General features: G+C 72.1%; 23 protein-coding genes. 12 read left to right on the forward strand and 11 right to left on the reverse strand.

What is annotated here, in order from left to right; translation table 11 throughout:
* Positions 1 to 13 precede the first annotated feature (13 nt).
* Both ACQP00_RS36705 and ACQP00_RS36710 read right to left on the reverse strand, forming a co-directional pair.
* Complete coding sequence (locus ACQP00_RS36705; RefSeq protein ID WP_433204855.1) at positions 14 to 1,243, reverse strand: hypothetical protein; 1,230 nt, start codon at positions 1,241 to 1,243, stop codon at positions 14 to 16.
* Positions 1,244 to 1,346: 103 nt separating this feature from the next.
* Positions 1,347 to 1,694, reverse strand: coding sequence for a Fur family transcriptional regulator (locus ACQP00_RS36710; protein ID WP_433224118.1), 348 nt, complete (start codon positions 1,692 to 1,694; stop codon positions 1,347 to 1,349).
* A gap of 240 nt (positions 1,695 to 1,934) precedes the next feature.
* Here ACQP00_RS36710 and ACQP00_RS36715 point away from each other — a divergent pair, with 240 nt between their 5' ends.
* Positions 1,935 to 3,527 (forward strand): DHA2 family efflux MFS transporter permease subunit, encoded by a 1,593-nt coding sequence (locus ACQP00_RS36715; RefSeq protein ID WP_433204858.1) that lies wholly within the window; start codon positions 1,935 to 1,937, stop codon positions 3,525 to 3,527.
* A 53-nt stretch (positions 3,528 to 3,580) separates the two neighbouring features.
* On the opposite strand, the gene ACQP00_RS36720 is transcribed toward ACQP00_RS36715, so the two are convergent.
* Genes ACQP00_RS36720 through ACQP00_RS36730 form a run of 3 tightly spaced genes read right to left on the reverse strand, consistent with a single transcriptional unit; the run spans position 3,581 to position 5,777 of the window.
* Complete coding sequence (locus tag ACQP00_RS36720; RefSeq protein WP_433204861.1) at positions 3,581 to 3,934, reverse strand: DUF4406 domain-containing protein; 354 nt, start codon at positions 3,932 to 3,934, stop codon at positions 3,581 to 3,583.
* The gene (locus tag ACQP00_RS36725) at positions 3,931 to 4,704 is read right to left on the reverse strand and encodes a DeoR/GlpR family DNA-binding transcription regulator (protein WP_433204864.1); all 774 of its coding nucleotides are present in this window, start codon (positions 4,702 to 4,704) and stop codon (positions 3,931 to 3,933) included. The genes ACQP00_RS36720 and ACQP00_RS36725 overlap by 4 nt, the downstream gene beginning before the upstream one ends.
* Positions 4,705 to 4,742: 38 nt before the next feature.
* Positions 4,743 to 5,777: a lysylphosphatidylglycerol synthase transmembrane domain-containing protein gene (locus ACQP00_RS36730; protein ID WP_433204867.1), complete on the reverse strand. Its 1,035-nt coding sequence runs from the start codon at positions 5,775 to 5,777 to the stop codon at positions 4,743 to 4,745.
* Between the two features lie 75 nt (positions 5,778 to 5,852).
* Here ACQP00_RS36730 and ACQP00_RS36735 point away from each other — a divergent pair, with 75 nt between their 5' ends.
* From ACQP00_RS36735 to ACQP00_RS36775, 9 genes are all read left to right on the forward strand, one after another.
* Entirely contained in the window at positions 5,853 to 6,593 is a 741-nt protein-coding gene (locus ACQP00_RS36735; RefSeq protein WP_433204870.1) for a polyphosphate kinase 2 family protein, read from the forward strand.
* A gap of 15 nt (positions 6,594 to 6,608) precedes the next feature.
* Complete coding sequence (locus ACQP00_RS36740) at positions 6,609 to 7,109, forward strand: hemerythrin domain-containing protein (RefSeq protein ID WP_433204873.1); 501 nt, start codon at positions 6,609 to 6,611, stop codon at positions 7,107 to 7,109.
* Positions 7,110 to 7,173: 64 nt separating this feature from the next.
* Positions 7,174 to 10,404 carry a bifunctional lysylphosphatidylglycerol synthetase/lysine--tRNA ligase LysX gene (gene lysX / locus ACQP00_RS36745; RefSeq protein WP_433224120.1) on the forward strand — a complete coding sequence of 1,077 codons (3,231 nt, stop codon included), beginning with the start codon at positions 7,174 to 7,176 and terminating at the stop codon, positions 10,402 to 10,404.
* Between the two features lie 55 nt (positions 10,405 to 10,459).
* On the forward strand, positions 10,460 to 11,197 hold the full coding sequence (locus ACQP00_RS36750) for an IclR family transcriptional regulator (RefSeq protein WP_433204876.1): 738 nt from the start codon (positions 10,460 to 10,462) through the stop codon (positions 11,195 to 11,197).
* A 41-nt stretch (positions 11,198 to 11,238) separates the two neighbouring features.
* Positions 11,239 to 11,721: a cation:proton antiporter regulatory subunit gene (locus ACQP00_RS36755; RefSeq protein ID WP_433204879.1), complete on the forward strand. Its 483-nt coding sequence runs from the start codon at positions 11,239 to 11,241 to the stop codon at positions 11,719 to 11,721.
* Between the two features lie 4 nt (positions 11,722 to 11,725).
* Positions 11,726 to 12,895: a cation:proton antiporter gene (locus ACQP00_RS36760; RefSeq protein WP_433204882.1), complete on the forward strand. Its 1,170-nt coding sequence runs from the start codon at positions 11,726 to 11,728 to the stop codon at positions 12,893 to 12,895.
* A gap of 115 nt (positions 12,896 to 13,010) precedes the next feature.
* A complete protein-coding gene (locus ACQP00_RS36765; protein ID WP_433204885.1) occupies positions 13,011 to 13,742 on the forward strand; it encodes a hypothetical protein in 732 nt (243 codons plus the stop codon).
* Positions 13,743 to 13,936: 194 nt separating this feature from the next.
* On the forward strand, positions 13,937 to 14,362 hold the full coding sequence (locus tag ACQP00_RS36770; protein WP_433204888.1) for a MarR family winged helix-turn-helix transcriptional regulator: 426 nt from the start codon (positions 13,937 to 13,939) through the stop codon (positions 14,360 to 14,362).
* Positions 14,359 to 16,092, forward strand: a complete 1,734-nt coding sequence (locus ACQP00_RS36775) for an MFS transporter (RefSeq protein WP_433204891.1) — start codon at positions 14,359 to 14,361, stop codon at positions 16,090 to 16,092. The genes ACQP00_RS36770 and ACQP00_RS36775 overlap by 4 nt, the downstream gene beginning before the upstream one ends.
* 67 nt (positions 16,093 to 16,159) lie before the next feature.
* Here ACQP00_RS36775 and ACQP00_RS36780 read toward each other — a convergent pair whose 3' ends face one another.
* The 3 genes from ACQP00_RS36780 to ACQP00_RS36790 form a co-directional block, all read right to left on the reverse strand.
* Entirely contained in the window at positions 16,160 to 17,353 is a 1,194-nt protein-coding gene (locus ACQP00_RS36780) for an RNA polymerase sigma factor (protein WP_433224122.1), read from the reverse strand.
* An 86-nt stretch (positions 17,354 to 17,439) separates the two neighbouring features.
* The gene (locus ACQP00_RS36785) at positions 17,440 to 17,781 is read right to left on the reverse strand and encodes a YciI family protein (protein ID WP_433204894.1); all 342 of its coding nucleotides are present in this window, start codon (positions 17,779 to 17,781) and stop codon (positions 17,440 to 17,442) included.
* 36 nt (positions 17,782 to 17,817) lie between these two features.
* The gene (locus ACQP00_RS36790; RefSeq protein WP_433204897.1) at positions 17,818 to 19,083 is read right to left on the reverse strand and encodes an amino acid permease; all 1,266 of its coding nucleotides are present in this window, start codon (positions 19,081 to 19,083) and stop codon (positions 17,818 to 17,820) included.
* 75 nt (positions 19,084 to 19,158) lie between these two features.
* Here ACQP00_RS36790 and ACQP00_RS36795 point away from each other — a divergent pair, with 75 nt between their 5' ends.
* The gene (locus ACQP00_RS36795; RefSeq protein ID WP_433204900.1) at positions 19,159 to 20,109 is read left to right on the forward strand and encodes a GlxA family transcriptional regulator; all 951 of its coding nucleotides are present in this window, start codon (positions 19,159 to 19,161) and stop codon (positions 20,107 to 20,109) included.
* Here ACQP00_RS36795 and ACQP00_RS36800 read toward each other — a convergent pair.
* The 3 genes from ACQP00_RS36800 to ACQP00_RS36810 form a co-directional block, all read right to left on the reverse strand.
* Complete coding sequence (locus ACQP00_RS36800) at positions 20,106 to 20,867, reverse strand: methylenetetrahydrofolate reductase (protein ID WP_433204903.1); 762 nt, start codon at positions 20,865 to 20,867, stop codon at positions 20,106 to 20,108. The genes ACQP00_RS36795 and ACQP00_RS36800 overlap by 4 nt on opposite strands.
* Before the next feature lie 33 nt (positions 20,868 to 20,900).
* Entirely contained in the window at positions 20,901 to 21,086 is a 186-nt protein-coding gene (locus ACQP00_RS36805) for a hypothetical protein (RefSeq protein WP_433045423.1), read from the reverse strand.
* An 86-nt stretch (positions 21,087 to 21,172) separates the two neighbouring features.
* Entirely contained in the window at positions 21,173 to 22,021 is an 849-nt protein-coding gene (locus ACQP00_RS36810) for a SigB/SigF/SigG family RNA polymerase sigma factor (protein ID WP_433204906.1), read from the reverse strand.
* A gap of 335 nt (positions 22,022 to 22,356) precedes the next feature.
* On the opposite strand from ACQP00_RS36810, the gene ACQP00_RS36815 reads away from it, so the two are divergent.
* On the forward strand, positions 22,357 to 23,118 hold the full coding sequence (locus ACQP00_RS36815; protein WP_433204909.1) for an SAM-dependent methyltransferase: 762 nt from the start codon (positions 22,357 to 22,359) through the stop codon (positions 23,116 to 23,118).
* Positions 23,119 to 23,210 lie beyond the last annotated feature (92 nt).

A 23,210-nucleotide genomic window follows, 5' to 3' on the forward strand; every position in this document is an offset into this window, starting at 1 on the left:
GCATCCCCAAGGCTCAGCCGTGCGGGCGCACGCGCTGCAGCTGCACGCCGAAGCCGTAGACGCCGAAGTGGGCGACCCCGGCCAGGTACATCCGAAGGCCGGACGACGGGTGGTAGACCCGGCCCCCGTCCAGCAGTTCGCGGGCCAGCTCCGCCCAGCGCACGAACGTCCAGTCCTGGAACTCGTAGTCGTGCCGCACCCGCGACTCGATGATGGCGTGGAGCTCGGCCTTCGTCAGGCCGAGCGTCACGACCGCGGCCAGTGCGCAGTTGAGGATGTCGGCCTCGAGGAAGACCGCCAGGAAACGGGACTGGGCGTCGGCGGCCTCCACCTCCGACAGGCCGAGTTCCTCGCGCAGCATCCGGCGCGCCCAATGCCCGACGACCTCGGTCGGCGGCAGGCTGAGGTCCTCCTCGCTGAGCCGCTCCTCGATCGAGACCGACCACGCCTCCTTGTACTGGAAGACCTTCGTGCTGCGCTGGGTGAGCAGGACGTGCCCGTCGACAGTCGCGACCACCGCGTGCAGGCAGAACGAGTGGGCGAATCCCACGCTGCCCCGCGTGACGAGCGCCCGCACGAACGCCCGGCGGTCGTCCTCGTGCTTGGCGACGTTGGTGGCGAAGTATGCGGCCTCGGCGTACTTGTTCGGGGCCACGGTGAGGTCGAGCTCGGGCCGATCGGAGAACGCGGTCGGGTCGGCACACAGCTGGTAGCTCGTGCCGGTGCGCACCTCACGCGCGTGCTCCGTCGCCAGCCAGCGGCGATACGGCGCGGCGAGCTCGCGGCTCATCCGGTACGGCGCCTGCCGCTGCTTGACGGCGATCTCCTCCGCGCGCCAGCCGCCGGGCTTCGGGCAGTACTGCAGCACGAGCTGACTGCCCCACGCGATCCGGCCGGCGTGGAACGGCAGCAGGTCCGGATTGACCCGGGCGTGGAGCATCGCCGAGAGGCGGATCGCTTCGTTCGTGTACGGCAGTGCGCGCCGGGCGAGCAGGGCCGTCACCGGCGTCGCGACGATCACCGCGACCGCGAGCCAGCTCGCCACCCCGGCCAGCCCGCGGTCCTGGACCTCGAAGATCCGCCGCAGTTGGGCGTCCACGCTGGTGAGGCCGGCGTCGGACAGCGCGTTGACGACGATGCCGCACAGGAACGCGACGGCCAGCGGGAAGACGGGCCGGACGACCCGGTGCAGCCGGTTGGGCAGGGCCAGCAGGTGGTAGCGCGGGGTGGGAATCTCGTCCACGGCGAACTCCGGCGGTCCGGCGACGATCCTGACCGCCGGTGCGGGGCGGCACGCACAGCGTAGTAGGAAGCGCCAAAAGGCCGGAGCCCGGTGCTGTCGTGGGTCAGTGCTTGCAGGTGGCGCAGGTGCCGAAGATCTCCAGGGTGTGGCTCACGTCGGTGAAGCCGTGCTCCTCGCCGATGCGGTCGGCCCAGCGTTCGACCGCCGGCCCCAGCACCTCGACGGTGCGGCCGCAGCCGCGGCAGACGAGGTGGTGGTGATGGCGGTCACTGCAGCGCCGGTAACGCGTGTCACTGCCCGGGACCTGCATCACGTCGATCTCGTTGGTCTCGGCGAGCAGTTGCAGGGTGCGGTACACGGTGGTGAGGCCCACGTTCGCTCCGCGTTCGCGGAGCATGACGTGCAGCTCCTGGGCGCTGTAGAAGCCGTCGACGGCGCCCAGCAGCGACATCACGGCGTCGCGCTGCCTGGTGTTGCGGCGGACGGGGTGCGTCTCCAGGTCGTGGGCGTGGTCGTTCACCCGTAGAGCTTAGCGTAGCCTTATCCGGTTGGACCTCCCCCGGAAAGATGCCCGTCAGCCTGCGGCGTAAGCAGGGGATCTCGGTCGCGAGCCGAAACACTGGCCGCGTAGGCTGACGCCGAAACCAAACACTTGTACGTGTGATTCGCACACGGTGGGGGGAGCAAGGTCGTGGCTCAACAGGGAGCGGCGGGCTCAGTCGCGCCGGCGGCGCCTGACAAGCTGGATGCCGCTGTATTCAAGATCGCGGGCGTGGTCGTGCTCGGCGCGATCATGTCGATTCTCGACGTGACGGTCGTCAGTGTGGCGATCCCGACGTTCATGGACAAGTTCGACGCGACCTACGCCAAGGTCGCGTGGACGATGACGGGCTACACGCTGGCGCTGGCCACGGTGATCCCGCTGTCGGGGTGGGCGGCGGACCGGTTCGGCACCAAACGGCTGTACATGCTGGCCCTGTTCCTGTTCACCGTGGGCTCCGGGCTGTGCGCCACCGCCGACTCGATCAACCAGCTGATCGGCTACCGGGTGCTGCAGGGCCTCGGCGGCGGCATGCTGATGCCGATCGGCATGACGATCATGACCCGCGCGGCCGGGCCGCAGCGGATCGGGCGGCTCATGGCCGTCCTGGGCATTCCGATGCTGCTGGGCCCGATCGGCGGCCCGATCCTCGGCGGCTGGCTGATCGACGTGGCGAGCTGGCACTGGATCTTCCTGATCAACCTGCCGATCGGCCTCATCGCGCTGGTCTACGCGCAGTTCGCGCTGCCGAAGGACCACACCGAGCCGTCGGAGTCGTTCGACTTCATCGGCATGCTGATGCTCTCGCCGGGCCTGGCGCTGTTCCTCTTCGGCGTGTCGTCGCTGCCGGAAGAGAAGACGATGAGCTCCAACAAGGTCTGGATCCCGATGCTCATCGGCGCGATCCTGGTCATCGGCTTCGTCTTCTACTCGTTCAAGCCGAAGCACCCGCTGCTCGACCTGCGGCTGTTCAAGAACCGCAACCTGTCGGTGGCCTCGCTCTCGCTGTTCGTGTTCATCATCGCGTTCATGGGCGCCGGCCTGCTCTTCCCGAGCTACTGGCTGCAGGTGCGCGGCGAGTCGACGCTGGACGCGGGCCTGCTCATGGCCCCGCAGGGCATCGGCGCGATGCTGACCATGCCGATCGCCGGCATGCTGGCCGACAAGCTGCCCGTCGGGCGGACGGTGCCGTTCGCGATGGCGCTCATCGCCATCGGGTTCTTCTCGTTCACCCAGGTCGAGCCGGACACGTCGTTCCTGCTGCTGGAGGGCTCGCTGTTCGTGATGGGCCTGGGCATGGGCGGCACCATGATGCCGATCATGACCTCGGCGCTCAAGACGTTGACCGGCAAGGACGTCGCCCGCGGCTCCACGCTGGTGAACATCCTGCAGCAGATCGGCGGCTCGGTCGGCGGCGCCATCATGTCGGTCATCCTCACCAGCAAGACCGGCGAGGCCCCGAAGGTGCCCGGCACGACGAACCCGGTGACGGGTGAGCCGCTGAGCATCACCGACCTGGCCGTCGCCTCGCACTCGAACCCGGACATCGCCAAGATGCCGGGCGGGCCGGGCCTGATCGACCAGGGCCTGCACTTCCTGTCCGACTCGTTCTCGACGACCTTCTGGGTCGGCTTCATCCTGGTGCTGTGCACGTTCATCCCGATCGCCTTCCTGCCGCGCAAGAAGGAGGTCTCGCACCTGAACGACGACCAGGCCGAGGCCGCACCGGTGATGATCCACTAGCTCCGCGCGGAGCAGCAAAGGGGAGCCGGCGAGTTCGGCTCCCCTTTCTGCTGTCACGCCACCGGTACGTCGGCGAGCGCCGCGAAGACCCGCTTGCCCCCGGCCCGCGCCTGCGCCACCATCTCGTCCGCGCCCGCCGAGGGCCCGCCGATGCGCAGCACCGCGTCGCAGCGCTCCAGCAGCCGCGAGGAGATCGGGTGGAAGATCTCGTCGAAGACCGGGTCGCCGACGCCACCGGACCCGGCCCGCTCGATGAGCGGCAGGGCCAGCGCCTCTCCCGTCACCGGCAGGTGCCCGGCCCGGAACAGTTCGACGGCGGCGTCGTGCATGGCGTCGACGTTGGCCCGCAGCTTGGCCGGGTCGTCGCCGGTGCCGGAGCGGTACGGGCCGGCCACCAGAATCATCATGTGCGCTCTCCTTCAACCTGCACGACGTGCACGCCCGCCGTCTGCAGAGCCGCGAGCGTCGCACCTTCAAAACCGTCGGTGACGAACGTGTCGACGGCGGACAGCGGCGCCACCCGGGCGAAGGCCTGGACGCCGAGCTTGGTGTGGTCGGCCACGACGATGGTCCGCCCGGCCCGGCGCAGCGCGGCCCGCTTCACGGCCGCGTCGTCGAGGTCGAACTCCGACCAGCCGAGGTCCGGGTGCACGGCCCCGATCGACATCACGAACGTGTCGAAACGCAGCTGATCCAGGGCGCTCAGCGCGAGCGGCCCGACGAGGCTCCGCTCACCGGCCCGCGACTCCCCGCCGATGATCAGCAGCTTGATGCCGGGCTGGTCCGCCAGCCGTACGGCCGCCTGCAGGCTCAGCACCGCCACCGTCAGCGGCGCCCGGGCGATCAGGTGCGGGGCGAGCTCGGCGGTGGTCGTCCCGGCGTCGAGCAGCACGGTGCCACCCGGCTCGATGAGCTCCGCGGCGGCCCGGCCGAGCCGCGCCTTGGCCGCCGACGACCAGCGCTCCCGCACCGCGAACCCGGCCGCCTCGGCCGGCACGTCGAGCGCGACCGCCCCGCCGCGGACCCGCCGCACCAGCCCTTGTTCCTGCAGCTGGTCGAGGTCGCGCCGGACGGTCATCTCGGACACCCCGAGCCGCTCGGCGAGCTCGGCCAGGCCGAGGCGGCCGCTGCCGCGCACGAGCCGCAGGGTCAGGTCGAGGCGATCCGGTACCGGCACGGCACCGAATCTAACAACGATCTACCAAATCTCACAAGCTAGTGTCGGCTGGCCAGCACCGGCGGCTGGACCGGCGGCGCGTCGGGAAGTTTCGGGCCCCGCAGGGTCGCGTATGTCAGCAGGCCGAGCGGGATGATGATCCAGCAGGACAGCAGGCGGTACACGAGCATCGCCGCCGCCGCGGGCCCGTGCCCGGCGCCGGCCGACACCAGCCCGGCCAGCAGCGCCACCTCGACCACGCCGATGCCGCCCGGGCTCAGCGGCACCTGCCGGACGAGCTGCACCGTGAGGTACACCGTGGCCAGCCGCACCAGGCTCACGTCGATGTCGAACGCGGCGGCGGTCGCGGCCAGGCAGGCGAAGTCCAGGCCCCAGTTGACGGTGGCGTGCACGAGCGAGAGCACCCAGGACCGGCGGGGCAGGCCGTGCAGGTCGTTCCACGTGCGCCGGACGGCCGCGCGGGACCGGGCGACCCAGCCGCCGGTACCGGCGGAATCCTCTTCTTCCTCCAGCTCGGGCGGCGGGACCGGGTGGCGCGGCGAGAGCAGGAAGTCGAGCAGGAAGGTCAGGCCGGCGACGACGAGCATCGCGATCACGACGACCAGGGTGTCGGTGTTGCCGGTGGCGCCGCCGCGCGGGATGAGCACCACCGCGCCGTACATGAGCAGCAGCGCGACCCCGGACAGCACGCCGGACAGCACCGCCACCGCCCCCGCCGTCCGCCGGGTCGCCCCGGCCGTGCGGAACTGGCGGAACGCGAACCCGGCCGACACCGCGGACCCGGCGGGCAGGCTGAACGAGATGGCCGAGCGCGTGAACGTGACGGCGATCGCCCGCTGTACCGACATCGCCACCCCGAACCCCGCCAGCAACCGCCGCTGCTGCAGCGCGAAGTGCCGCAGGGACGTCAGCTCGGCGACCGCGGCCAGCACCAGCCACCACGGGTGGGCCGAGCGCAGCACGTCGGCCGTCTGACTCAGGTCGGGCAGGTTCTTGCGCAGCGTGAGCCCGGCGACCGCCAGCACCAGCAGCAGGCCGGCGACCCGCAGCACGGTCCTGCGTCGCTTGCTCACGAGATCACTTTCCCACCGTCAGGGTGCAAAGGCCCTGAAGTGTGCAACGAAACACTGCGTGGCAATCTGGTGGTCATGAAGCGGCTGTCCCAGGTCGACCAGGACGACACCCTGCCGAAGGCCGAGGCCCTGGAGCGGCTGGAGGCGGCCCAGGAGCGCCTGCTGCGCCTGCGGCTGACCCTCGGCGGGCAGATCGGCGAGCACAAGCTCGGGCCGCCGCTGTGCGTGGTGTTCGAGGGCTGGGACGCCTCCGGCAAGGGCGGCAGCATCAAGCGCCTCGTCGACCACCTCGACCCCCGGCACGTGCGCGTGTCGCAGTTCGCCGCGCCCACCTTCGACGAGAAGCGGCACCACTTCCTGTGGCGGTTCTGGCCCGTGCTGCCCGGCTGGGGCGGGATGACGGTGCTGGACCGCTCCTGGTACGGCCGGGTGCTCGTGGAGCGCGTCGAGGGCTTCGCCGGCGAGGAGCAGTGGCGGCGCGCGTACGACGAGATCGTCGAGTTCGAGCGCACGCTGACCGCCGAGGGCATGATCCTGGTCAAGATCTGGATGCACATCTCCAGCAAGGAGCAGCTGCGCCGGTTCAACAGCCGGGCGGCGGACCCCCTGCGGCAGTGGAAGCTGACCGACGAGGACTGGCGCAACCGCAAGAAGCGGCCGCAGTACAAGGAGGCGGTCGAGGAGATGCTCGCCCGCACCGACCATCCGACCGCGCCGTGGCACGTCGTGGCGGCCGACGACAAGCCCACCGCGCGCGTGCGGGTGGTCGAGATCGTGTGCCAGGCGATCGAACACGGTTTGAAAACCGCGGAGTGAGGTGAACAGGTCGGCATGGACGACATCACCGCGCTCATCCTGGACGACCACGCCGCCTTCCGCCGGGGCTTCGCGCGCCTCGACGACGCCGACGGCGAGGAGCGGCTCGCCGCGATCTGGGACGCGCTCGCGCTGCACCTGGAGATCCACGCCGAGGCCGAGGAGCGGATCCTGTACCCGCACCTGCTGCGCCAGCACACCGACGAGGCCGAGGAGGAGACCGACGACGCGATCCGCGACCACAACAAGATCCGCGACGCGATCGACGCGGCCAAGCAGCACACCGCCGGCTCCGACGCGTGGTGGAAGGCGGTCTGGGCCGCCCGCAAGGAGAACAGCGAGCACCTGACCGAGGAGGAGGACGAGGTCCTGCCCGACTTCCGCAAGCACGCGACGATGCAGCTGCGCATCGAGCTCGGTGCGCAGTGGCTGACCTTCTACGGCGAGCACCCCAGCGGCAAGGGCCTGACGTTCCACGACAAGGACCCGGAGCGGTTCATTCAGGAGAACAGCTGACCGGCCAGTGCATGATGTCCGGGTGAAACGTGCGCGTATCCCGGACTGCTTCGCCGGCGGGCTGATGGTCGTGGCGGTCCTGTGCGCCGTCGCCGCGGTCAGCGTGGCGCTCGGCGCCCGGGTCCACCCGGTCCGGGCCAGCATCGACGCGCTGCTCGTGCCCGCGCCCGCCAACGTCGGCTACGCGGCCTTCCTGATCACCCTCGCGGCCGGCGTGCACAACCGCAAGCGGATCACGTTCTGGCTGCTCGGGATCATCTTCGCGGTCCAGGGCCTGTACGACGTGTTCGTCCTGTCGGACCTGGGCGAGCGCGGCGAGGAGGCGCACGAGCTGCACCTGCCGTTCCACGGGATGACCGCGGCGGCGGTGAACCTCGCGGTGACCGTGGCCCTGCTGACGGTGCTGTGGCTGGCGCGCTCGCAGTTCGACGCCAAGGTCCAGCCGGCCAGCCTGCCCAAGGCCCTGGCCACGCTGGTGATCCTGCTGGCCGCGTTCACGGTCGTCGGGTGGGGCCTGGTCGAGCTGTTCCCGGGTTCGCTGGGGCACGGCGTGCAGCGGCTGCTGTACAGCGGCCGCATCGTCCTGGGCGGCGCGTTCGGCTTCGACGTGGGCCGGCACGGGCGCGCGCCCGGCTGGGTCAACCTGGTGCTCGGCGTCTTCGGCGCGATCGCGCTGTTCGCCGCCCTGTTCGCCCTGCTGCGCTCGCAGCGGATGATCGCCTCGCTGGACGAGGACGAGGAGCGCACGGTGCGCCGGCTGCTGGCCGAGCACGGCGAGCGGGACTCGCTCGGGTACTTCGCGACCCGCCGCGACAAGGAGGTCGTCGTCTCGCCGTCGGGGCGCTCGGCGATCACCTACCGCGTGGTCTTCGGCGTCTCGCTGGCCAGCGGCGACCCGCTCGGCGACCCCGACTCCTGGCCGCCGGCGATCGAGGCGTGGCTGAAGGAGGCCCGCGAGTACGCCTGGACGCCCGCCGTGATGGGCGCGAGCGAGGAGGGCGCGACCGCGTACGCCCGGGCCGGCCTGCGCGTGATCGAGCTGGGCGACGAGGCGATCCTGCACGTGCGCGACTTCGACCTCGACGCGCCGCGGCTGCGCCAGGTCCGCCAGGCGGTGCACCGGGTCGAGCGGGCCGGGTACACGGTGCGCATCCGGCGGCACGCCGACATCCCGGCCGAGGAGATGGCCCGGATCATCGAGCTGGCCGGTGCGTGGCGCGACACCGAGACCGAGCGCGGCTTCTCGATGGCCCTCGGGCGGCTCGGCGACCCCAACGACGGGCGGTGCGTGCTCGTCGAGGCCCAGGACGCGGCCGGGCGCGAGGTGGCGCTGCTGTCGTTCACGCCGTGGGGGGCGGGCGGGCTGTCTCTGGATCTCATGCGCCGCGACCGGCAGTCCGACAACGGGCTCATCGAGACGATGGTGGCCACCCTGATGCGGGAGGCGCCGCGGATCGGCGTGCACCGGGTGTCGCTGAACTTCGCGGTGTTCCGGGCGGTGTTCGAGGAGGGCGCGCGGATCGGCGCCGGGCCGGTGCTGCGGCTGTGGCGGGCGCTGCTGCTGCTCGCCTCGCGCTGGTTCCAGCTGGAGTCGCTGTACCGCTCGAACGTGAAGTACCACCCGCAGTGGCTGCCCCGGTTCCTGTGCTTCGAGGACGTGCGGGACCTGGCCAAGGTCGGGCTCGCCTCCGGCGTCGCGGAGGGCTTCGTGGTCGTACCGTCGCTGCGCACCCTGCTGCGCCGGGGCAAGGCCGCGACGTTCACCGAGGACCGCCGCGAGCTCGTGCTGACCGAGTCCGAGCTGGCCGCAGCGCTGGCCCCGGCGCCGGTGCGCGAGCACCGCCGGCGCCCGGAGCAGGTGCGCATCCGCATCGCCAAGCTCGACGCGCTGCGGGCCACGGGGATCGAGCCGTACCCGCCCGGCTTCGCCCGCACCCACAGCGTGACCCAGATCCGGGCCGCCCACCCGGACCCCGTCCCGGACACGCGCACCGGCGCGCGGGTCACGTTCGCGGGGCGGGTGGTGCGGCTGCGCGACCACGGCGCGCTGTGCTTCGCCACGCTGCGGGACTGGACCGGCGACCTGCAGGTGGTGCTGACCGGCCGGCCGGACTTCGCGGCGACCGTCGACCTCGGCGACCACGTCGGCGTCACCGGCGAGGTCGGCACCACCCGGCGCGGCGAGCTGTCGGTGTTCGCCGACGCCTGGGAGCTGACCGCGAAGTGCCTGCAACCGTTGCCCGACAAGCACAAGGGCATGGCCGACCCGGAGGCGATGGTCCGCCGCCGGCACGTCGACCTCATCGTCAACCAGCCCGCCCGGGACATGGTCCGGACCCGCTCGGCGGTCTCGTTCGCGCTGCGGCGGGTCCTGCACGGGCACGCGTACGTCGAGGTCGAGACCCCGGTGCTGCAGCCGATCCACGGCGGGGCCAACGCGCGCCCGTTCGTGACCCACAGCAACGCCTACGACATGCGGCTGTACCTGCGGATCGCGCCGGAGCTGTACCTCAAGCGGCTGGCCGTGGGCGGCGTGGAGCGGGTCTTCGAGATCGGGCGCAACTTCCGCAACGAGGGCGTCGACGCGACCCACAACCCCGAGTTCACGATGCTGGAGGCCTACGAGGCGTACGGCGACTACACCACCATGCGCGGCCTGGTCCGCGAGCTGATCCTGGCCGCCGCCGGCGACGAACCGGTGCTGCGCCGGGAGTTCCGCGGCGAGCAACGGGTGGTCGACCTGCGCGAGGAGTGGCCGGTGGTGCCGGTCTACACCGCGGTCTCGCAGGCCGCCGGCACCCCGGTGACGCCGGATTCGTCGGTACCCGAACTGCGCGACCTCGCGGACAAACTCGCCGTGCACTGGCTCGAGGCGTGGACCCACGGGCAGCTGGTGCTGGAGCTGTACGAGCACCTGGTCGAGGGCAGCACGGTACACCCGACGTTCTACACGGACTTCCCGGTCGACGTCTCCCCGCTGACCCGCCAGCACCGCGCGGACCCGCGCCTCGCCGAGCGCTGGGACCTGGTGGCGTTCGGGATGGAGCTCGGCACGGCGTACACGGAGCTCGTCGACCCGGTCGAGCTGCGGGCCCGGCTGACCGCGCAGTCGCTGCGGGCGGCGGCCGGCGACCCGGAGGCGATGGAACTCGACGAGGACTTCCTCGAAGCGTTCGAGTTCGCCATGCCGCCCAGCGGCGGGCTGGGGCTCGGCGTCGACCGCCTCGTCATGCTGCTGACCGGCCGGACGATCCGGGAGACCCTTCCGTTTCCGCTTGTCAAGCCCGAGCGCTAGACTGGAATGGTTAAAAATTGTTTACCAGCAACCATCGAAGGGGAACACAGGCCGAATGGCCGATGAGAGCCCCACGCTCGACCTTCTCGAACGGCTGGCGGCCGCGTCCGACCGGATGACGATCGACGCGCTCAGCCGGCAGATCGGGCTGCCCGAGCCGCTCCTGCGCCCCCGGCTGGCCAAACTCGTGGCCCGCGGCTGGGTCGACGCCGACGCCGAGGGCATGTCCTACGCGATCGGCGTGGCCGCGCTGCGCCCGATCAGCGCGTACCTCTCCGCCGACCGCACCGGCCGGCTCGCCGGGCCGATCCTCAACCGGCTGCGCGACCAGCTCGACGAGACGATCCGCCTGGTCCGCCTGGACGGCGCCGAAATCGTGTGCCTGGCCTCGCGGGAGGCGGCCGACGACACCGCCGGGCCGATGGTCGGCCGGCGCTTCCCGGCGATCTCCGCGGCCAGCGGCCGGGCCATCCTCGCCGCCCGGGACCCGGCCGAGGTCGAGGCGATCATCACCGCCGGGGTCGAGGCGATCACCAGCGACTCGGTGGTCGAGCGGGCCGAGCTGTACGCCGCCCTGGCCGACTGCCGCGAGCGCGGGGTCGCCTACGAGCGCGGCGAGCTCGTGCCCGGCGTGGGCTGCCTCGCCGCGGCCGTGCACGTGGACGGCCTGCCGGTCACCGACGCGATCAGCTGCGGGGTGCCCCTCGCGCGGCTGACGCCGGACCACGCTGACGACATCGCGGCCGGTCTGCGCCGCGCCGCGGACGAGATCGCCGTCGCCCTTCTCGGGTGAATCCGGCATTTGCGGAGCTTCTTCGCTTTTAGCATGGCGGTATGGATGTCGAGCGGATCGACCTGCCGGGGATCGGGACGAGCCACGTGGTCACCACCGCGCGGGGCCGGCGGATCGGCATCGTGTCGCACCGCAGCGGGCGGCGGGACCTCGTGGTGTACGACAAGGCCGACCCGGACACCAGCGTCGTCTCCGTGGCGCTGCACGCCGACGAGGCGAACGCCCTGGCCGAGTACCTCGGCACCGCCCGGATCGTCGAGCAGCTCGCCGAGATGCAGCGCCAGGTCGCCGGGCTGGTCACCGAGCAGCTGGTGATCGCCCCGGACTCGCCCTACGCCGGGCGGACGCTGGGCGACACCAAGGCCCGCACCCGCACCGGCGCGTCGATCGTGGCGGTGGTGCGCGGCAACGACGTGATCGCGAGCCCCCGGCCGGACTTCGGGCTGCGGGCCCAGGACCTGATCGTCACGGTCGGCACCGCGGCCGGGGTCAACGGCGTCGCCGCGCTGCTCACCGACGGGTAGCGCCGTGCCGCACGACACCATCCTGGTCGAACTCGGCGCCGTCATCCTCGCCCTCGGTCTGCTCGGCGCCGTGTCCCTGCGGTTCTCGATCTCGCCGATCCCGCTGTACCTCATCGCGGGCCTGGCCTTCGGCGCCGGCGGCGTGCTGCCGCTGAGCACCAGCACGGAGTTCATCTCCGCCGGGGCCAAGATCGGCGTGATCCTGCTGCTGTTCACGCTCGGCCTGGAGTACACCGCGCCGGAGCTCGTCGGCACCCTGCGCTCCTCGGCCCCGGCCGGCCTGGCCGACCTCGTGCTCAACGCCGCGCCGGGGGTGGCGGCGGCGCTCATCCTGGGCTGGGGCCCGGTCGCCGCGGTCGCGCTCGGCGGGGTCACCTACGTGACGTCGTCCGGGATCACCGCCAAGGTCCTGGGCGACCTGGGCTGGCTCGGCAACCGCGAGACCCCGGCGGTGCTGTCGCTGCTGGTCTTCGAGGACCTCATGATGGCCCTGTACCTGCCGATCCTGACCGCGCTGCTGGCCGGCGTGGGCCTGCTCGGCGGGACCGCGGCCATCGCGCTCGCCGTCGCCGCGATCAGCTTCGTGCTGCTCGTCGCGCTGCGCTTCGGCGGCATCGTGGAGCGCTTCGTGGCCAGCGACAGCGACGAGGTGCTGCTGCTCAAGGTGCTCGGGTTGACGGTACTGGTGGCCGGCGCCGCCGAGCTGCTGCAGGTCTCCGCCGCGGTCGGGGCGTTCCTGGTCGGCATCGCGCTGTCCGGCCCGCTCGCGCACACCGCCCGGCAGCTGCTGACCCCGCTGCGGGACCTGTTCGCGGCGGTGTTCTTCGTCTTCTTCGGCCTGCAGACCGACCCGCGGGCGCTGCCGCCGGTGCTCGGCGTGGCCGCGCTGCTCGCCCTGGCCGGGATCGTCACCAAGCTCGCCACCGGTTGGTACGCCGCGCGCCGGGCCGGGGTCGCGCTGACCGGCCGGGTGCGGGCCGGGGCGGCGCTGCTCCCCCGCGGCGAGTTCAACATCGTCATCGCCGGGTTGGCGGTCGCGGCCGGCAGCCACCCGAAACTGGGCCCCCTCGCGGCGGCCTACGTCCTGATCCTGGCCGTGCTCGGGCCGATCGCCGCGCGGGCCGCCGAACCCGTGGCCAGGGTCCTGAACCGGCGGCACCGAACGGCCGCCTAAGTCTGCCCGAAATGCGGAATTTCGCTCATATGCCGGGTTTTGCGCAGTTCACCGTGTTTGGCTCACGTCGGAGGTGCCACGGCAGAGCGGCCGTGGCGGACGACGGGGGATCACCATGCTCAAGCACAACCGGATGCTGCCCGCCATCGGCGCGGCCACGCTCCTGGCGACGCTCATCGGCGCACCCGCGAACGCGGCGGGCACCGGCCACAAGCCCGACAAGGGCGCCGGAAGCGGCGGGGCCACGTTCAGCCAGCCCCGCCATCACCAGGGCAACGCCAAGGCCGCGTCGATCCCGTGCCGGGAGATGACGGTCGACGGCGGCTTCGAGACGCCGAAGCTGGGCGGCAAGGACTGGATGCAGTTCGACGAGGAGGACGTGCCCGGCTGGCGCACCGACGACCCGGACGGCAAGATCGAGATCTGGGGCGGCAGCAACAACGGCGCCATGGCGCGCTTCGGCAAGCAGTTCGCCGAGATCAACGCGACCGGCAACGGCAACTCGATCTACCAGGACATGAAGACCAAGCCGGACACGAAGATCTACTGGTCGTTCTGGATCCGGGCCCGGGACAGCTCCGACGGCAAGGACGTGGACGCGACGTCGATCCACTTCGGGCGCACCCCGCGCAACGACACGAGCGTGCTCGGGGTCGGCTCGCAGTTCGCGTACTCGAACTCCTCGGACGACGTGCGGTGGAAGCGGCTCTACGGCTGGTACAAGACCGGCCCGGGCCAGACCTCGACCCGCGTCACGCTGACGGCGGACGAGACCGCGGCCACCGACGACGGCTACGGCAACCTGGTCGACGGCCTGACCATCACGGAAAGCCCCGACTGCATGTAGCCACCCAGCCCGGTTCGTGTCGCTTCGCGGAGACGAACCGGGCCGGGGCCCGGCTGCACCAAGTCAGCGAGCCTTCCGGCAACGGTAGGGACGCCGGTCGATGCACATCGACCGGCGTCTTTCTTTGTCAAGAGCGGGTGAACTTGGTCGCACTGCATAAGCCGCTTCTATAAGTACGTGATACGAATTGAGGCATGCCCGCAGCTCGAACCGCATTGGATCCTGCGCGCCTGACGGTCGCCGTCGAGCGCACGTTCAGCCTCCTGCGGCAGGGCAACCCACCGAACGACATCAGTCTCACGGCCGCCTCGACGCTGCGGCGCCTGGAGCGCGAAGGACCGCGGCGGCTCACCGAGCTCGCCACCGCGGAGGGCGTCACCCAGCCCGCCATGACCCAGCTCGTGCAGCGCCTCGAGCGGGAGGGGCTGGCCGACCGGGCCGCCGACCCCGCGGACGGGCGGGCCGTGCTGGTCAGGATCACCCGGGCCGGGTCCGAGCTGCTCGTGCGCCGCCGGTCGGTGCGCGCCGAGGCCCTCGAAGCCCTGCTGGCCCACGTATCCGAAGACGACCAGGCGCTGATTGCGGCCGCGCTGCCGGCGCTGGAGAGGCTCGCGAAGTGACCGACACCCTTGAAGCGTCCGGGGGCCGCACGTCAGGGTTCCGGGGAGCGTTGTCGGGTGGCAAGGACCACCCGCACTACAAGTGGGTGGCGCTGTCGAACACCACCCTCGGCATGCTCATCGCCACCGTCAACTCCTCGATCGTGCTCATCTCGCTGCCGGCGATCTTCAACGGCATCCACCTCAACCCGCTCGCCCCGGGCAACGTGTCCTACCTGCTGTGGATGCTCATGGGCTACATGCTCGTGAGCGCCGTGCTCGTGGTCACGCTCGGGCGCCTGGGCGACATGTACGGCCGGGTGCGCATCTACAACCTCGGCTTCGCGCTGTTCACGGTCACCTCGATCGCCCTGTCGCTCGACCCGTTCGACGGCGGCGGCGGCGCGCTGTGGCTGATCGGCTGGCGGGTGCTGCAGGCGGTCGGCGGCGCGATGCTGATGGCCAACTCGGCCGCGATCCTCACCGACGCCTTCCCGGCCGCCCAGCGCGGCATGGCCCTGGGCGTCAACATCGTGGCCGGCATCGCGGGCTCGTTCATCGGCCTGGTCCTCGGCGGCCTGCTCGCCGAGTGGAACTGGCGGGCCATCTTCTGGGTCAACGTGCCGATCGGCGTCATCGGGACCATCTGGGCGTACCGCAGCCTGCACGACACGGGCCTGCGCCGGCCCGGCCGGATCGACTGGTGGGGCAACCTCACGTTCGCCGCCGGGCTGACCGCCGTGCTGGCCGGCATCACGTACGGCATCCAGCCCTACGGCGGGCACAGCCAGGGCTGGACCAACCCGTGGGTGCTCGCGGGCCTGATCGGCGGCGTCGCCGTGCTCGGCGTCTTCACCTGGATCGAGCGGCACGTGGCCGAGCCGATGTTCCCGCTCGGGCTGTTCAAGATCCGGGCGTTCGCGTACGGCAACATCGCCGGCCTGCTCGCCGCGATCGCCCGCGGCGGCCTGCAGTTCATGCTCATCATCTGGCTGCAGGGCATCTGGCTGCCGCTGCACGGCTACACCTACGAGTCGACCCCGCTCTGGGCCGGCATCTACCTGCTGCCGCTCACCGTCGGCTTCCTGGCCGCCGGCCCGATCGCCGGGCACCTCTCCGACAAGTACGGCCCCCGGCTCTTCGCGGCCGTCGGCCTGGTCGTCATGGCGCTGTCCTTCGCCGGCCTGCTGATCCTGCCGACCGACTTCGCGTACTGGGCCTTCGCCCTCCTGGTCTTCTTCAACGGCCTCGGCGGCGGCCTGTTCGCGGCCCCGAACACCTCCCTGATCATGTCCAGCGTCCCGGCCCACCTGCGCGGCGCCGCCTCGGGCATGCGGGCCACCTTCCAGAACGCCGGCATGGTCCTGTCGATCGGCGTGTTCTTCTCGCTGATGATCGCCGGCCTGTCCAGCTCCCTGCCGGACTCGCTCAACAGCGGCCTGACCTCCCAGGGCGTCCCGTCCGGCGCGGCGGCCACGATCGCCTCGCTGCCGCCGGTGGGCACGCTGTTCGCCGCGTTCCTGGGCTTCAACCCGATCCAGTCCCTGCTCGGCCCGCAGCTGCTCGGCACCCTGCCGAAGGCGAACGCCGACACCTTGACCGGCCGGGAGTTCTTCCCGCACCTGGTGTCCGGCCCCTTCCACGACGGACTGGTCATCGTGTTCTGGCTGGCGATCGCGATGGCCCTCATCGGGGCCGTGGCCTCGCTGGTGAAGCCGGCCAAGCACGAGAGCGAGCCGGCCGCACAGTAGCTCCCTCCTGTGGGAACGGCGCCGCCCGGTTACAGCCACGGGCCGGACGGCGCCACGGGCGGGCCGATCACCCCGGGGAGTGGGGTGTTCGGCCCGTCCGTTTCAGTTGCTCCTCCAGGAACCCCCGCTCGACCGCGTTGTCGCAGCGGGAGATCGCCTCGTCGTAGGCGTCCGCGGCGGCGCCGGGCTCGCCCAGGCGCATGAGCAGGTCGGCGCGGGCCGCCGGCAGGTAGTGGTAGGCGGCCAGGCGCGGGTCGGCGGCCAGCTCGTCGAGGATCGTCAGGCCGGCCGCCGGGCCGTGCACCATGGCGACCACGACGGCCCGGTTCAGCGCGACCACCGGGGTGGGCCAGGCGGCCAGCAGCAGGTCGTAGACGGCCAGGAGCTGGCGCCAGTCGGTCTCGGCGTAGCTGGGCGCCTCGGTGTAGAGGGCGGCGATGGTCGCCTGCAGCGCGAAGCGGCCCGGGCGGCCGCCGGTGAGGGCGCGCCGGACCAGGGCCAGGCCTTCCTCGATCTGGCTCCGATCCCATTTGGTACGGTCCTGCGCCTCCAGCAGCACCAGCCGCCCGCCGGCGTCGGTGCGGGTGGCCCGGCGGGCGTCGTGCAGCAGCATCAACGCGAGCAGGCCGTGCGCCTCGCGCTCGTCCGGCATCAGCGCGCCGAGGGTGCGGGCCAGGTCCAGGGCGCGCTCGACCAGGTCGGGGCGCAGCAGGGCGGCGCCGGTCGGGGCGGCGTGGCCGGTGGTGAAGAGCAGGTGCACGACGGTGAGCACGGCATCGAGGCGCTCGGGCAGCTCGCCGCCCGCCGGCACCCGGTACGGGATGCGGGCCGCGGCGATCTTCTTCTTCGCCCTCGTCACGCGGGCGGCCATGGTGGGCTCGCTGACCAGGAACGCGCGGGCGATCTCGGCGGTGGTGAGGCCGCACACCAGCCGCAGGGTCAGCGCCAGCTGCGCCTCCCGGGCCAGCGCGGGGTGGCAGCAGGTGAAGACGAGCCGAAGCCGGTCGTCGGTGATCTCCTCCGGCTCGTCGGCGCTGTCCGGGCTGTCCGGAACCACCAGGAGGGGCAGCTTGCTGCGCAGGGTGGCCGCCCGGCGGTGGGCGTTGAGCGCCCGGCGCTGCGCCGCGGTCGTGAGCCACGCGCCGGGGTTGTCCGGCACGCCCTGGCGCAGCCAGGCGTCGAGGGCGGAGACGTACGCGTCCTGCACGCACTCCTCGGCCAGGTCCAGGTCGCGGGCGACGCGCACCGTCGCGGCGAGCACGCGGGCCCACTCGCGGCGGTGCGCGTCGGCGATCGCCGACCGGACGTCCGTGCCGTCCGGCCGGCTCCCGGAAGAAGGCAACCCGGCTACTCGAAGACCATCACCGGGCGGACCTCGACGCCGCCGAAGCGGGCCGGGCACAGCTTCGAGATCTCCAGGGCGTGGTCGAGGTCCTTGGCGTCGATGAGGTAGTAGCCGCCGAGCACCTCCTTGGTCTCCACGAACGGGCCGTCGGTGACGACGTCGTCGCGGATCGAGGTGGCGGTGTTGGTGTCCTGCAGCGCGTTGCCGCCGACCAGCGTGCCGCCGAGCTCGCCGACCTGTTCGGAGAAGCGGTTGTGGGCGTCCATGACCTCCTGGAACACCTGCGGCGGGGCCGACGCGTAGCTCGCCTCGTCCTCGTAGATCAGGATCAGGTACTGGGCCATCGAGGTCTCCGTCTCATTGAGTTCGTACTGACACTCCTACGTCAATCGGGCCTCGACCGAATCGACAACGCGGGCGGATTTTTTCTTCCGGGTGTACACGAGTGCGCCGGCCGCGATCACGAGCGTGCCGAGGACGTACCAGCCGGTGACGACCATCAGCCCGATCGAGGATACGAGCGCGACGACGGCGAGCGCGCGGGAACGGCCCTCGAGCAGCTTGACCGCGGCGGCGGAGCCCACGAGGTACACCAGGACGAAACAGCCGCTCGTGAGCAGGACGAGGGCCCTGGTGCCGGTCCCGGTCGCGGCCACCACGACCAGCGACACGGCGCCGAGGGCGGCCACGACGAGCAGGCTGCGGCGGGGCACGGCGCCCGGGGCGGCCCCGCGGCCGAGCCACGCCGGCAGCGCGCCGTCGCGGCCCAGGGCGGCGCCGAGCTTGGCCGCCCCGGCGTAGTAGGCGTTCATCGTGCCGAGGGTGAGCAGCACGGCGGCCGCGGCGGCGATGACCCGGACCTGCCCGCCGACCCCGATGGCGAGCAGCTCGGCGAGGGGCGCTCCCCCGCCGTGGGCGTCGGCGGTCAGCGCCGGGCCGAGGACGAGCACGCTGGCGGCGGCGATCCCGAGGTACAGGACGGCCACCACGACCAGGGCGATGCCGGTGGCCCGGGGCAGGTCCCGCGCGGGCCGGGCGAAGTCGGCGGCGAGCGACGTGACCGCCTCCCAGCCGGCGAAGCCCCAGACGAGCACGGCCACCGCGGGCCCGATCGCCCACCAGCCGTGCGGCGCGAACGGGTGCAGGTTGGCCAGGTCCGCGTGCGGCAGGGCGGTCACGGTGGCGGTGACCAGCAGCGCGATGAGCAGCGCGGCCAGGCCGAGCTGCAGGCGGCCGGAGACGCGCACGCCGCCCAGGTTGCCAGCGGTGACGGCGAGCATGAGCAGCGCGGCGGTGACCAGCGTGGTGCGGGTGCCGCCGCCGAGCGCGGCCGCGACGTAGGCGCCGCCGAACAGCGCCGCGGCCGGGGCGCCGACCGGGATCGCGAAGTAGAACGACCAGCCGACGACGGCCGCGGCCCGGTCCCCGAACGCCCGCCGCGCGTAGGTGGCGACCCCGCCCGAGTCCGGGAAGCGCGACCCGAGGGCGGCGAAGGTGGCGGCGAGCGGCACGGAGAGCACCACCAGCACGGCCCAGGCGATCAGCGACGCGGGCCCGGCGGTCTGGGCGGCGAGGGCGGGCAGGGCGATCACGCCGGTGCCGAGCACGGCCCCGATGGACAGGGCGGCCCCCTGCGGAACGGTCATCACAAGCAAAGATTCTTCGGTTGTACGGCCGGCCGCTCCAGTGGCAGGAATGCCGTTCTGCGCTAGATTTCTGCCATGGCGCATGTGGTGGGCGTGGCGGTCACCGACGAGATGCCGGTCTTCGAGCTGGCCGTGCCGTGCGAGGTGTTCGGCATCGACCGGGCCGACCTGGCCGACCCGTGGTACGAGCTGCGGTTCGCGGCGGCCAGCCCGGGCCGGCACCCGGCCCGCTCGGGGCTGTCCATCGAGGCCCCGCACCCGCTGCCGTCCCTGGCCGACGCCGACACGCTGATCCTGCCGGCGTTCGCGCGGGCCCGGCAGGTCGAGCCGCCGGACGAGCTGGTGGCCGTGGTGCGGGAGGCGCACGCGCGGGGCAAGCGGATCGTGGCCATCTGCACCGGCGCGTACGTGCTGGCCGCGGCCGGTCTGCTCGACGGCCGCCGGGCCACCACGCACTGGATGAACGCGTTCGACTTCGCCCAGCGCTACCCGCGGGTCACGTTCGACCCGGACGTGCTGTACACCGAGGACGGCACCATCTTCACCTCGGCCGGCACCGGCGCGGCGATCGACCTGTGCCTGCACCTGGTCCGCCTCGACCACGGCGCGGCGGTGGCCAACGAGGTGGCCCGGCGCATGGTCGTGCCGCCGCACCGCGACGGCGGCCAGTCCCAGTTCGCCGCGCCGCCGCCCCGCCCGCGCACCCCGGACACCCTGGGCGGCGCGCTGGACTGGGCCCGGCGCCGCCTCGACCAGCCGCTGACCGTCGCCGACCTGGCCCGCGAGGCCCGGCTCAGCCCGCGCACCTTCGCCCGCCGCTTCCGCGAGAGCGTTGGCACGAGCCCCCTGCAGTGGCTGGTCGGCCAGCGCGTGCGGCTGGCCCAGGAGCTACTGGAGACCACGGACGATTCGATCGAGCACATCGCCCACCGGACGGGCTTCGGAACCCCCGCGAACCTCCGCATCCACTTCGCCCGCCAGACCAGCGTGACCCCGACGACCTATCGGCAGGTCTTTCACCGCTAGGCCTCCAGGGTCAGGGCGACCTCGCGGTAGCGGGACACGGTGACGAGATGGACGCCGTCGAAGGCGCCCGACTCGCGCAGGGCGGCCACCTGGGCGCAGGCGGCCTCGACGCCGGCCCGGGGGTCGGCGGCCACCCGGTCGATCAGGGACTCCGGGATGTCGATGTCGGGGATGCTGGCGGCCAGGCGGCGGGCCATGCCGGCGCTGGCCAGCACGAGCACCCCGGCGTACACCTTCTGCTGGAGGCACTGTTCTTCCCGCCAGCGCAGCAGCGTGTCGTTGTCGAAGCACATCTGGGCGAAGACGAAGTCCGCCTCGCGCTTCCAGGCCGGGACCTTGCGCAGGCCGGCCGCGACGCCGATGCGGGGCGGGGCGAAGCCGTCGCGCTCCCCCATCGCGCGGGCCTCGGCGATCATCGTGCGGACGGTGAGCTCGCTCGCGCGGCCGCCCGCGGTCGGCTGGTCGCCGTGCACGAACAGGAACTCGGTGACGCCGTACGCCGCCGCCGTCAGCAGGTCGCGGTGGAAGCCCAGCAGGTTGCGGTCGCGGGAGTTGAGGCAGGCGATGCTGCGCCCGCCCATCGCCGCCACCTCGTGGGCCACGGCCACGCTGGAGACCGTGGCCCGGCCGATGTGGTTGTCGGGGATGAGGAACGCGTGGGCGACCGGGGCCAGCACGCCGATCTGGTGCCGGACGTGGCGCAGGTCCGGGCGGGTCGGCGGCTCGATCTCGCAGACAACCTCGAATTCGCGACCCATGCCGCTATTTCAGCACGGGATCAAGCGCCGCGGTCAGCATGGAATCAGCTCGGTGCGCCGGACCCGGACCCGGGTGCCGTCGGTCAGCGTCACCTCGACCCGGCCCACCATGTCGGTGTCGCCGAAGGCGTAGATCTCCTTGCCGTCGTGCTCCGCCAGCTCCGCGTGGCTCGGCCGCAGCACCCACTTCAGCTCACGCGATTTGCCCGATTTGCCCATGAAGAACACGATAAAGCCTGAGCCCGGCCCACGCCGGAAGGCGCGGACCGGGCTACCCCCAGGTGGAAAGAATCAGTCCTCGCGAGTCAGTCCTCGCGAGTCAGCTGGTCCCGCAGCGCCTTGAGCGCGCCGGCCAGCAGCCGCGAGACGTGCATCTGCGAGATGCCGAGCTCGGCGGCGATCTGCGACTGGGTCAGGTTGCCGTGGAAGCGCATCGCGATGATCTTCTGCTCCCGCTCCGGCAGCCGGGCCAGCAGCGGGCGCAGCGCCTCGCGGTTCTCCACGTTGCGCATGTCCGGGTCGTCCCCGCCGAGCAGGTCGCCGAGGCCGTTGGCGCCGCCGTCCCCGCCGTCGCCGACGGGCGCGTCGAGGGAGAGCGCGCGGTACGCCTGCCCGCAGTCCAGCCCCTCGATGACCTCCTCCTCGCTCACCCCGAGGCGGCCCGCGAGGTCGGCCACGGTCGGCGAGCGGCCGAGGTCCTGGGCCAGGTCGCCGGAGATCTTGGAGATCTCCAGGCGCAGCTCCTGCAGCCGGCGCGGGACGCGCACGTCCCAGCCCTTGTCGCGGAAGTGCCGCTTGAGCTCGCCGACGATCATCGGGATGGCGTAGCTGGTGAAGGCCGCGCCGCGGGTCGGGTCGAAGCCGTCCACGGACTTGATCAGGCCGAGGTTCGCCACCTGGACGAGGTCCTCGAGCTGCTCGCCGCGGTTGCGGAAGCGGCGGGCGAGGTACTCGGCCAGCGGGATGTACAGCTCGATGAGCCGGGCCCGCACCCTGGCCCGGTCGGTGCCGGCGGGCAGGTCGCCCAGCAGGGACAACAGCGCCTTGGCCTGGGCGTCGGTCTCGCGGTTGGCCCGCGTGCCGTGCTGCTGGGGCTGGGTCTGGGGCTGGGTCTCGGTGGCGGCGTGCTCGTGCTGTTCGACGGCGATGCTCATGGCTGATGTGGCCTTTCATTGTGGTACCGCACGACCGGGCGCCACGGGAAAGCGTTCGCGTTTCAGTGGCGTTCAGGCGGGATACCCTGCTGATGGCAGAGTCCGGCGCCTGGGGAGAAAACTCCGGTCGAGTGACGCAGGGCGCCCATGTCTTGAGCGCCGGCGCAGACCTCCGGCGTCACACGCTCCGGGGAGCCGCCCTTGTCTGGACGGGCCCGGCCGCACGGGGATATACGTCACCCGGCGGGGTGGGACGTCTCCCACCTTACAAGAACTTGCCGGAGGGCAAAAGTCACGGGCCGCATTCGCTCCCGCGAGGTCATAGGGTGGCGGCCATGACGATCGATGCCACGGTTCCGAACGTCGCCCGCATGTACGACTACTACCTCGGCGGGTACCACAACTTCGCCGTGGACCGGGAGGCCGCGGAGAAGATCCTCGCGATCTTCCCCGACACGCCGGCGGCCGCGCACGGCAACCGGCGGTTCATGCAGCGGGCGGTGCGGCACCTGGCCCGCGAGGCCGGCATCCGGCAGTTCCTCGACATCGGCGCGGGGCTGCCGACCCAGGGCAACGTGCACGAGCAGACCGACGGCCGGGTGACGTACGTCGACAACGACCCCGTCGCCGTCGCGCAGGCCCGGACCCTGGTCGAGGGCGAGGAGCGGGTCTCGGTCGCGCTCGCCGATCTGCGCGAGCCCGAGACGCTGCTGGCCGACCCGCACGTCGCCGGGCATCTCGACCTCGCCGAGCCGGTCGCCGTGCTGCTGGTGTCGATCCTGCACTTCGTGCCCGACGAGGCCGACCCGTGGGCGATCATCGCCCGGCTGCGCGACGCCGTGGCCCCCGGCAGCGCCCTGGTCGTGTCGCACCTGACCCTCGACGGCGTGGACGCGGCCCCGGCGCAGCGGGGCACCCAGGTGTACCGCCGGTCCAACGCGCCCATCGTGCCCCGCCCGCACCGCGACATCGAGCGCTTCTTCGACGGCTTCGACCTGGTCGACCCCGGGCTGGTGTGGATCGGGCAGTGGCACCCGGTCCCCGGCGAGGACGCCACCTCGCACGGCTACGGCGGGGTCGGGATCAAGGCTTCGTAGCCGGGGCCCGTCCGGACGGGTGGCTGACCGCAACGCGACAGCGACCCATCCCCCGCACGCATCGACGCGAACCCCTTCCGCACGGCGGTCCG

Source organism: Dactylosporangium sp. CS-047395, from assembly GCF_050942185.1.
Classification (GTDB): domain Bacteria; phylum Actinomycetota; class Actinomycetes; order Mycobacteriales; family Micromonosporaceae; genus Dactylosporangium.